Annotated in this window: 8 protein-coding genes and 1 pseudogene; 3 read left to right on the top strand and 6 right to left on the bottom strand. The window is 38.1% G+C overall.

Features of this window, described 5'->3' with window-relative positions; genetic code table 11:
* Positions 1-121: 121 nt before the first annotated feature.
* The gene (locus DSM106972_RS11045; protein ID WP_127080734.1) at positions 122-838 is read right to left on the bottom strand and encodes an SDR family NAD(P)-dependent oxidoreductase; all 717 of its coding nucleotides are present in this window, start codon (positions 836-838) and stop codon (positions 122-124) included.
* Between the two features lie 107 nt (positions 839-945).
* Here DSM106972_RS11045 and DSM106972_RS11040 point away from each other — a divergent pair, with 107 nt between their 5' ends.
* Together DSM106972_RS11040 and DSM106972_RS11035 are read left to right on the top strand one after the other, a co-directional pair.
* On the top strand, positions 946-1236 hold the full coding sequence (locus tag DSM106972_RS11040) for a nucleotidyltransferase family protein (protein ID WP_127080733.1): 291 nt from the start codon (positions 946-948) through the stop codon (positions 1234-1236).
* A complete protein-coding gene (locus DSM106972_RS11035; RefSeq protein WP_127080732.1) occupies positions 1226-1573 on the top strand; it encodes a HepT-like ribonuclease domain-containing protein in 348 nt (115 codons plus the stop codon). Before DSM106972_RS11040 ends, DSM106972_RS11035 begins: the two co-directional genes overlap by 11 nt.
* 231 nt (positions 1574-1804) lie before the next feature.
* Here DSM106972_RS11035 and DSM106972_RS11030 read toward each other — a convergent pair.
* Both DSM106972_RS11030 and DSM106972_RS11025 read right to left on the bottom strand, forming a co-directional pair.
* Positions 1805-3371 (bottom strand): annotated as a pseudogene (locus DSM106972_RS11030) (TolC family protein).
* Positions 3372-3638: 267 nt separating this feature from the next.
* Complete coding sequence (locus tag DSM106972_RS11025) at positions 3639-4829, bottom strand: glycosyltransferase family 4 protein (RefSeq protein WP_127080731.1); 1191 nt, start codon at positions 4827-4829, stop codon at positions 3639-3641.
* Positions 4830-5548: 719 nt separating this feature from the next.
* Between DSM106972_RS11025 and DSM106972_RS11020 the strand changes: the two genes are divergently transcribed.
* Positions 5549-7753: an NHL repeat-containing protein gene (locus DSM106972_RS11020; RefSeq protein ID WP_127080730.1), complete on the top strand. Its 2205-nt coding sequence runs from the start codon at positions 5549-5551 to the stop codon at positions 7751-7753.
* A gap of 129 nt (positions 7754-7882) precedes the next feature.
* Here the strand turns inward: DSM106972_RS11020 and DSM106972_RS11015 are convergent, their stop codons facing one another.
* From DSM106972_RS11015 to DSM106972_RS11005, 3 genes are all read right to left on the bottom strand, one after another.
* A complete protein-coding gene (locus DSM106972_RS11015) occupies positions 7883-9313 on the bottom strand; it encodes an O-antigen ligase family protein (protein WP_127080729.1) in 1431 nt (476 codons plus the stop codon).
* On the bottom strand, positions 9310-10299 hold the full coding sequence (locus DSM106972_RS11010) for a glycosyltransferase family 2 protein (RefSeq protein WP_127080728.1): 990 nt from the start codon (positions 10297-10299) through the stop codon (positions 9310-9312). Before DSM106972_RS11010 ends, DSM106972_RS11015 begins: the two co-directional genes overlap by 4 nt.
* A gap of 77 nt (positions 10300-10376) precedes the next feature.
* Positions 10377-11354, bottom strand: a complete 978-nt coding sequence (locus DSM106972_RS11005) for a glycosyltransferase family 2 protein (protein WP_127080727.1) — start codon at positions 11352-11354, stop codon at positions 10377-10379.

The following is an 11354-nucleotide window of genomic DNA, read 5'->3' as shown; positions in this document are numbered from 1 at the left end:
AATTGTATTGACATGTAGTATATCTGTCTCAGATGTGCAGTCAAATTTGGCAACGGATGTAGCGGATGTAACGGATAATTTATTCAAACAGCAACTTTTTTTAAGGCGCCTCTAAAACTAATCAACTATCCGTTACATCCGTTGTATCCGTTGCCAGGGGATTCAATTGTGTAAGATTAATTTCTGACATACACGATGCGCGTGAAAGTTTCAAACAACAATCAATAACACATATTAAATCGCTTAGTGGTATAGGAACTTGAGCAGAAAAAGTACTACTAGCAATATCATTTAATACTTCAGGTGTCGCAATATTTCCAGGATTAATTACTGTAAAAGCAATACCAGTATTACTGAGTTCAATCTGCAACGCTTGCGCGGCGCCACGTAATCCAAATTTAGAAGCTGTATTTGCCACTTCTCTTGTTGCTTGATTATCTAAACCTGATAATGAGCCGATAAAAATTACCTTTGGCGCCTGAGATTTTTTCAAAGACGATATTAATCCTTTAATTAGTTTAACAGGTGCTATAAGATTCACAGCAATTACATGATCAATTTCTTCATAACTACTATTTATAAAATTATAATCACTGGTAAAGGCGCCTTTTTCCCAGGTTCCTCCAAGAAACAGAAGCGCATCTAAAGGTTTATTATCAAAAGTTGCACAAACTTTATCAATACCTTGCTGTTTTGAAATATCTGCCTCAATCCACTTTCCAAATTTTGATGGACTTCTCGAAACACACATTAAGCCATCAACTTTATCATGGTAATAATCCGCAACTGCAAGACCAATCCCACGACTACCACCGACAATTAATATATTTTCAGTCATGTATTCATTTTATCTATTTTCAATATTTTACATATCCTAGCTTTCCATTAACGAGCCAACATAGCGGGTATTATATAGATACAAAGTCAAAATGCAGGAATTGCATTATGAAACGAGACGAAGTGTTGAGTATACTTAGAAGTGAACAAATAAAACTGAAAGATTTTAGTGTAAAATCTTTGACTTTGTTTGGTTCTGTAGCACGAGATGAAGCAACCTCTGAAAGTGATGTTGATTTGCTCGTAGAATTTGAAAAGCCTGTAGGCTTATTTACTTTTGTGCGCTTACAGAGATATTTAGAAACGCTTCTTGGTCGTTCTGTCGATTTGGGTACGCCCGACTCTCTCAAATCTTATTTACGTGAAACAGTTATGGGGGAAGCTGTACGTGCCTTCTAGAAAATTAAAGCAAAGAATTCAAGACATTTTAGATATTGGCGCCGAGATTGAGGCGTTTACTCAAGATATGAGTTTTACTGATTTTCAACAAGATACAAGAACAATAAAAGCAGTTTTGTATAATGTTGCTGTTATTGGTGAGGCAGCAGCAAGTCTTATGCCCGAAGCTGAAGTGGACTATCCGGAAATACCTTGGGTTGATATTCGAGGTCTGCGAAACATAGTTATTCACGAATATTTTAGGGTGAATATAGAAATCATTTGGGAGACGATTCAAAGAGATTTACCACCATTATTAGAACAATTACAAGAATTACAATCAAGACTAAACAGCTAATTTTTATAAATAACATATTTGATGTAAATTATCTAACATAAGAGCGTAAGACGTCTTTTACTCTTCATGCTCGGAAGTCGGCACCAAAATTTCATCCATATGTAAAGAAAGGTTAAGAATGAACATTGTCATGCTGAACGTAGTGAAGCATCTCGTTTTTCATTGAAATTTTTAAGATTCTTCGCTTCGCTCAGAATGACAAACGCTTTCTTCGCTATCAATATTAATTTATTAGGTTTTAGCAGAGACAGAACGTTGTAGGTTTGCGAACGCGCGGTTGGTAATCTAAGATAGCAGTGATGCGATTACCTTGTGCGCGTGTGAGGTCGTTTTCTGCTGCAATAACGTCGGTTTGGGTACCAACACCAGCTTGAAAGCGTAAACGTGCGAGTCGTAGTGCTTCAACAGCTTGGTCTACTGCTCCTGTTGCGGTTTGCACGTTGTCTAAATTTGATTGTAATTGGGCATAGTATTGTTCGACTTCAAAGCGTATTTGGTTACGTTGGTTTGCAAAGTTGCTTTCTGCTATAGCAATATTTGCTTTTGCTTGTGCTGCTTGCGCTCTTGCTGCTCCTCCATCGAATAAGTTCCAATTTGCACGTACTCCTACTGAGTATCCATCTGTGGCGCCAACATTGTCGTTGTACTGGTCTAATACGTCGTAACTGGCAACTAAGGCAACTTGTGGGCCAAGTTGTCCTAAAGCAAATTTACGTCGTTGTTCACCTATATTACGTTCTGCTAAACGCTGCTGTAACTCAGGTCTGTTTTGAAACGCTTGGATTATTGTTTGTTCTAGTTTTTGGTTCCATAACCCCGCTATTTCTACTCGGTCAGCAGTGGTTATATTGAGCGTTTGCGGTATGTTTAGTAGTGCAACTAATTGTCGTTGTGATATTTGCTGTCTAGCACGTGCGTTTGCTAAATCTTGTTGAGCATTGGCAAAGTTTACCTGCGAACGCAGTACGTCAAACCTTGTACCAACACCCGCACGTTCAAGTGCTTGAGCATCACGTAAACTCGCACTAGCGTTTTCTGTTGCTGCACTACTAATACGAACTTGTTCGTCAGCAGCTTGTAAATCATAGTAACGACTAGTTACTTGCAGCTTAATTTCTTGATACCGCGTTTCTACACTCAACTCGTCAATTCTTAGCTGTTCTTCTGCTTGACGAATGCTCGCTGCTCTACGGCCTGAAGTATAAATGTTGTAATTAACTTCGGCTCTGCCGTTAAAAGCAGTTCTCGCTTTATCGCTAAGAGGAGGCGCCACACCTGAGTCTACAGAAAGTTGGTCACTAGCAGATTTACTGTTTGTAATGCTGCCGTTTATACCAATGGTTGGATACAGTGCAGCTTGCGACTCTCGTAGTAATGCTTGACTGCGCTCAAGTTCAAGTAGCGAGGTTTGCAGTTGGGGATTGTTTCGACGCGCAATTTCTAGTGCTTGTTGAAGCGTTATTGCTTGGTTTTGTCGAATTTGAACTTCTTCTGCTTTGGTCGGAAACAGTAGTTCTGGAGGTGAAGCAGGGAGAGGAGGGGTAGAGGGAACAGGGAGGTTATCAGGAGAGGAGGGAGCAGGAGACAAAGAAACGATTCCTCCTAGCTTTGCTGCTTCTTGTGGAATAATAGCTACTTCTTTTTTGAGCTTGATGTTATCTCTATCCGTTTCCCTAACTTTACTTTTTTGCTCTGCTGTCAAAGTTTTAGCTTCAGCATTTTTAATTGAAGTGGGAAACAAAAAAGCTAAAGCAATCGCAACCCAAGAAGAATGCAGCAAAAATCGATATAGATTCATAGACGGTGCGTGTTGGGTGTATCAGCAATATGCGGAGAATTGATGGAAATTAACTTCATGGTGTAGCGACATTTGAAGTCAATCTACTTGCTGGTTTATAATGATGCACCCTTATAAGCGAAACAAACTAGGCGAAATAAACTATAAGCTAATCTCAAAATGGCTTTGTTAACTGTTAGCTACTAACTATTAGGAAATCGTATGGTGGCTTCAGCCACCTTACCTTTACTTCGCTACTGATAATATGCTGATACCACGCTACTACTATTAGGCGCCTTTAAGTATGGCGCGCTGTTCAACGGGTGATGAGATATTGCGACAATTACGATAATGTTCGTCATTGACAAATTTCTCAAATAAGTTGATGTAATGTTCTGCCTTACTGACCCATGTATTTTGTTCGGCTACTATACGAGCAGTTTCACCCATTTTAGTTCTAAGTTCGCTATCTAGAGTTAAAGTATTAAGCGCGGTAGCTAATGCGTTTACATTATCTGATGCCAATACAAAACCAGATTCGGGTGTAACTAGCTCTGCTCCTCCAGCACTTTCTGCTGTAATGACGGGAAGACCCGATGCCATTGCTTCAAGTAATACTAAAGTACATGCTTCGTAGCGCGATGGTAATACAAAAAAATCGACGGCTCTCATTATTTCGGCGACATCACGACGGAAACCAGCAAAATATACGCGGTCACTCAACCCCAAATTTTCTGCCATTTTTGGGTACGGGCTATCGGATGTATCTCCTAATACAACAAGATGCAACGATGGTACTTTTACAATAGCTTTGAGTACTGTGTCTAAGTTTTTACGATTTGTGCGAATGTCACCTGCAAATAGTGCTAAATTTTTCTCGACTGGTAATCCTAGTTGCTGACGGTCGCTAACTCCAGGAAAAAATTCATTCACATCAACGCCATTGTGAATAACGTGAATCTTTTCGGGTTTTATATTAACGTCATTGATTAACTCTTGTTTAACTTTGTTTGATACAGCAACTGATATCTTGGCTTTTTGATATGCTTGCTTTTCCCAGTAAGCATTGAGTGTACTATAAAGCCAATGATAAAGCCCATAGAAATTTTTATTCATACGGGCAGTATGTACGTGAGAACGGCGCCATGATGTATGGACGAAGTGCGAAGTGTTTACGTCGGCAGGGAATGAAGTTACTGCACCGCAAATTTGTACTAGGTCAAACTCTTGGCGATGCTTATATAACCATGCAGCGCTTTGACTTGAAAACATCATTTCTTTTATTAATGCAGTGGGAAATTTCTCTACGTCAAAATTTATAAATTTGACTAAGCCTTGTTCCTGAAGCTCTGGAGCTACTTTTCTTGCTACTAAAGTTACTTCGTGACCACGACGAATAGCTTCCCAGACGATTTCATAGTTGACCCGACCTTGACCATCACCTTTAATAACGTATGGAGTTACTATACAAAAGTTCATAATTGACCCAAATGGTGAAATTAAAGATTAACTGTTTACATTGAATTAACAATGATTACTTTTATAACCACTACATATTGCTTTTAACTTAATCAGGCGCCTTTTATCGTTTTAATGTCGAAAAACGATAATAAGTTTGCTTATTGATAGTTAAATTTTTAGCGTTGAAGTAAAATAAACGGACACTTGTATTAAGATATCTAATGCTACAGGCAAATGGCACTTACGAAAAGTACATAATCGCTTTACTCAACCTGCAATTTTACAATTCGCTTATTCAGCAACATTCAACGCGATAGGTGCCTAGATAAGTATTATTAATAAAAGTATAGCGTCTAGAATTTTGAACGCAAGTTTAAAGCAGAAGCCACTTCGTATAAAATTTTTTCTACCCAATGTAATTTTAATTTATCAAAGTTCAAGCTTTGGTATGAAATATATAAAGTTTTGATAAAGTTTGTATAGTAACCTAACCTATTTGCTAATTTACATACAAATATCTCTTTTCAAAAATTGATTTATCGTACTGTGAGTATTTTTATACATAAATTAAAGGATTATGAAAAAATCTGAGAAACCCGGTTTCTTTGCGTAAGTCCTAAACTTAATTATTAAGAGTTAATTAATGTTAAGCTTCTGACAATAAAACAAGATTATGTTTATTGATAATCATGGGATATGTCTAAGGAGTTGAGTAAATCCAATAGTAAATATCAACAATGATAATAAATAACAAATATAGGATTCTTAGAATCACAAAATATCCTTTTGGCTTGGTTGGTGCGTTAGTAGCTGTCTTGATAATAGTATTTTATTGGGTAGCAGGTGATACAGCAGCTAAAGTTTATAGAACCTCTTGGATTGGTAATACTTTTGGTGGTGGCGAAAAATGGGTGCAAAACCAAGTTATAGACATGTATGTTGCTCCGGACGGTACGGTTTTTACAAACAGTCCTTGGGATGAAGGAGGTAGAGAAGCTGGAATCTATAAAAATGGTGATGCTATTGCAAGAGCAGAAGATTTACATGGATGGGGAAGGTTTGGTGGAATTGCAGTCACTACAGATAAAAAGTATATGTATGTGTCGATGCTGCAAGGACATATTGATGGCAAAGGTAATGATTATCCTCCTGCAGATACTAGTTGGTATTGTGTTCGACGTTTCTCACTATCTGGAAAACCTGCACCGTTTACAGGTGGCAATGGTTGGGATAAAAGCATGTTAATTGTTAGTAAGAAAGCAGAGGTTTCTGGATTAGCAATTAGTGGGTCGGAATTATTTGTTGCAGTACGCGATGAAAATATAGTCCGCGTTTACAATACCCAAACCTTAAAAGAAATTCGTAGCTTTTCTGTTCCGACTCCTACAAAAATTGCGGTTGATAAACAGAACACGTTATGGATTATTCAAAACCAGAAAGACGCTAATTCTGCTCAAATATTACACTATTCAAAATCTGGAAATCGTTTACCGCAAGCTATTAACAATATACCTGGCGCCAATGCTATCGCAATTGACAATCAAAATAGACTATTGATAGGTGATAATGGTAAAAACCAACAGATTTTAATTTACGATATTAAAAACAAACCAGTTCAAGTTAGTACATTTGGTTTAAAAGGTGGTGTGTACGCAGGGACACCTGGCAAAATTGAAGGTTTAAAGTTTTACGGAATTACTGGAGTTGGTGTTGATGCGAAAGGAAATATATATGTTAACAGCAGTGGTTTTAATTTAGGTAAGGATACCCAAGGAATCAAAACTGGTACTGACATTAGAAAATTTTCTCCCAATGGCGCCTTACAATGGCAAGTTGTTGGGTTGCCATTTGTAGATAACGCTGATGCTGACCCCAAAATGAATGGTACGCATGTATATACAATGCACGACCATTACGTAATGGATTATAGTAAGCCTGCAGGAAAACAATGGACTTATTTTGGTTATACTTTTAACCCCTTCAAATACCCTGATGATATACGTTTGCGTGTTGCCCACGGGTCAGTATTCTTTCGTCGTATCCAAGGTAAACCTTTTATGTACTTCACTAATATGTTTGGTTCGTTTCTCCAAGCATATCGTTTTAATCCTGCTACGGATGGCGAAATTGCAATTCCGTCAGTATTGTTTCAGGGTACTCCAGAAAAAGAAGAAAAACTACAATCTGATAGCTGGCCTCCCAACCAATCACAAATTGGAGATTGGATATGGCAAGATAAAAACGGTAATGGCGCCTTTGATCAAGGTGAGTTTGATGCTAGTAAGCGTGATTATCCTTATCAAGGTGGATGGTGGGTAGATAGTAAAGGTGATGTGTGGAAAACTTTACGGATGTCTGAAGGAATTCGCCATTTTCCTTTACAAGGTATTGATAGTAAAGGAAATCCTATCTACACTTATAGTTCGATGAAAAAGTTTGCCACCCCAGCAGAAATTAAAGACATTCGTCGAATCGAGTATTTCCCAGAAACCGATACAATGTATTTATCTGGCTTCACAGAAAGATACCCAGCTGGATCTGATGATGGCAAAGCATTTGGAAGTGAAGTTTTTCGCTACGATAACTGGAGTAAAGGCAACCGCAAAGAGCGGTGGCGAGTTGCAGTTCCTTATGATACTAAAGCTAATCCCGAAGTTGTCACCGCTTCGATGACAGTAGCAGGAGATTACTTATTCATTATTACAAGTAGAGCCGCAGAAGTTTACATTTACAATAAAGCAACTGGAGCTTTTGTTATAAAATTCAAACCCGGTCCAGAAGTCGCAAATGAAAGTGGTTGGATTGACATTCCTTACGGGATTAGAGCATTTCAACGTACAAATGGTGATTACCTAGTGTTTGCGGAAGAAGACTGGAAAGCTAAGGTGATTGTGTATCAATTACCTAAAAAGATTCCGGTACAAAAAGCAGATTCCAATTAATTTTTGTTTACAAACAGATGTAGAGACGTAAAATTTTACGTCTCTACTTTATCTTTGAAGAAGCCCGGTTTTTATTTGATTATATGAGTAGTAAGATACGCAATGCCCACCTTACTAAGATTACATAAATTAATACATTCTACCTACAATTTGTGAGGAGTTATATTTCTTAGCTGCCATTGCTAATCCCATAAATCCCCACAATGTTATACCTGATAGTCCAAGCATTAAACTACTAAAAATCATCTGAAAAAATATTCCCAGACTAATTGAGCGCGCTGTACAAGCAAAGGCATCGTTACGAGTTTCAGAACCTTGGAAGCTTTGAATTATAATCAATATCATGGAGCCAAGGTAAGGAATGGCGCCAAACCAGCCAAGTGCAAAAAAAGAATCTAAAATACCGCTATCGAGAACTATGTTTACTAACTTTCCATCTTTATCTACTACCCATGTACCACCAATTCCTTGACCAAGTACAGAAGACAGCGCAATACCTAATTTGCGGTCGTAAGTGTTTGAACGGTCGTTAAAACTTTGGTCTTTCTCAAGGTTACTTATAGATTCAAGACGTTCGGTAATTACTTTCCCAAATGGCTCGATTGTTGCTAGCGGAACGACACAAAGCACAAGTATAATTGCTGTAACAACAAGTCGCATTTGTAACTTGGGTTTAAGATTAGTTATTAAACTAACTACCCCAACTATCCAACCACCCCATGATGAACGTACAACAGTTAGTAGAAATGATACGTAGCCTACGATTGATGCGGCAAAACCAAGAGGACGAACGTTATTAAGTAATATTAATAAACCTACCATTATTATATTTGCAAATGGACCTGGAGAGTGCATAGTACCCCAAACCCGAAGCCCTAATGGTCTAGGACTTCCCATCGAAACAAGTTTGGTTTGAATTAACCAAAACTTATCCCATTCAGGCGCCACTAAATATTGATATATTCCATATGCACCAGTTAATAGTACACACCAAAGAAATACTGTTTGAATATTTTGGCGATAGTTTGGATAATCACGCCATTTTACAAATACATGGAACCCATAAAGTACTGGTGCCAACCAATCGAGTGCAGTCCGAAATACTACTACTTTGTCGTAACTAACTAATCCGACTGCCATTCCATAAAATACTGACATTATTGCTACAACAAAGGGAAACCCGCCTATACGTAGTGACCGAGGTAATTCCTTAACAAATGTCCAAAATGTAATTAATGTAACTAAATATGGTGTAATTAAAATAAAGCCGTTGGTATCCCAACCAGCTTTATAATCAATCAGGCGCCTAATTATCGCGATTAAAAACCATAGCCACCAATTGAAACCAATGTAAAGTGCTGGGTAGCGAAAGTAAAGAAAAAGACCTACAAAAAAGGATAACGCAGGAAAAGCTTGTCTTAATAAGCTAGCGGCGCCGAAGTAGCAAACAACACTAAATACTATCAGCGAACCGATAGCAAGCCATGCAAATAATGGTGAATTTTCTTTCGGAGCATTATGCTTTAAAGGATAAGGTAACAATGATTGGTTAGTGTTCATTCTAAATCACCCACACTCAAAGTTTTGGGCTGAGTTTGATTACTAAAATCGCTTTCAAGCCACGTTTGCCAACCCTGGTAGCGTCCTTTCATTGACGCGATAAATTTTTCTATTGCTATGCTTTTTTCGCTTTTAAAGAATCTCGCAATCTGCAATATTCCATACGCATCTCTTGTTCCTATCAGCACCGCCCACAAAAGATATATCAATTTTCTGATGGGTGATAAATGTTCAAGTAAAATCAGAGTTTCGTTGTGCGCTAAATTAATAGTAGCAATTTTGTTGAATGTATTGCGTTTATCTTCATCAAAACGTTGTGCCGGAAAGTGGTCTACTGCTATTGATGGGTCATATATCAACTTCCATCCTGCTCGTTTTAATGTTAAACAGAATGCTAACTCAAAATGTACTTGGGCGCCTGTACCTAACAATCTTTCATCAAAACGTAATTTATTAATTGCATTCGCGCGATAACTTACATTGACTCCCTTAAGTACATCAGCCTCGCGTGCTTCTCCCGAACCGATGTGATGATTGCCAATTACTCGTCCGAACCACTGTAAACGTCCGACAATATCGCTTGCACCTGGGTGAGTGTTATAATCTTGCAGAACTGAACCATAATACATAAAATCTCGTCCACCAACTGCTCCAATACGGCTATCTGAAAGAAATGTTGCTTCAATCCGTTCAAGCCAATCAGTGTGAGGTGCTGCATCATCATCGGTAAAGGCAATTATGTCACCAAAAGCAGCATCAAGACCTAAATTCATAGCTGCTATTACCCCTGTAACCCTCACAGTTAAGATACGCAGTGGTAAATTACCCAGAGCGAAGCTTTCCAGAAATGTCCATGTCTCAGCATCTGTGTCACGTACCACTACCAAAACTTGTTCTGGGCGCCGATTTTGATTTTGCAAAGCCTCTAAACAACGCTTTAAATCTTGAGGACGGCGATATGTAGGGATAACAACTGTAATTTTCATGTATACTTCTCTTGAACTGTTAATCCTAACTAAATTATTTTTAAAATAAATAAAATTTTATACAAGACTATAATTAATTAAAATGTACCGAGTAAATGATTAGCCAATTTCTTTGGTGCAAAGCTGATGCCAAGCGCAACAAGAGTACGTAAATTAAATTTTTGTTGAAAGAGTGCGCTCTTTAGGTAAGAGCGTGCTTGTTGTACTTGTTGGCTTCGCATTAAGCCAATTGCTAAAGTTGTATGAGCATGCAGCCATTTTTGTTTAAAAAGTGGATGAAACTCAGCTAAACTCTGGTCTTGAATAAATTTACCATAACAATAAATCTCTGACTTAGCTTTACGGATTTTAGCTTCTGCATTGCGATTTCCACTTTGCATTGTGTCAGTTTGTTCATGTTCACGATAGCGAGTTAATCTTTCTGGATAATAATAAGCTCCTTTACCACCACGACAACATATGTAAGATAAATATACATCCCACATTCCAGCGATTTCGTTCGTAAATTCATCCCAATTTACAATCTCTCTTCTGACTACTGCGGCAACTGCAGGGCAAGCTGATTGATTAATCAATGCATGTTCGACAAAAGGTTGGTGTATTCCTTGCTTAAGATTGTGACGTTTATAAGCTTGCGTACATTTATTAGTAGCAGCCATATCGATTTCGCCTGAAGCATTCATCACATAGTGGTCGCAGAAAGCTAGAGCTATATCAGAATTTTCTTCAAGCAGAGGAACCATTTTAGCCAAATAATCTGGTTCCCACATATCATCATCAAGTAAACTCGCGACATATTTCCCGTGCGCGTGCTTAAAAGCTTGGATTGTATTTACCAGCATTCCCAAATTACTGGAATTACGGTAAAAGCGAATCCGGGGATCATTAAATGACTCAACGATTGCTTGAGGATTTTCTGGACTACAATTGTCGGAAACAATTATTTCTATATTTTGATATGTTTGATTGACGGCACTTGTTAGTGCTTGTTTTAGATACTCCGGTCGGTTATAAGTGGGTGTGATAACACTAACTAAAGGGTGTTCGTAATTCAT

Source organism: Dulcicalothrix desertica PCC 7102, assembly GCF_003991905.1.
In the GTDB taxonomy this organism is placed as follows: domain Bacteria; phylum Cyanobacteriota; class Cyanobacteriia; order Cyanobacteriales; family Nostocaceae; genus Dulcicalothrix; species Dulcicalothrix desertica.
This window is presented reverse-complemented; position numbering and strand designations above follow the sequence as displayed.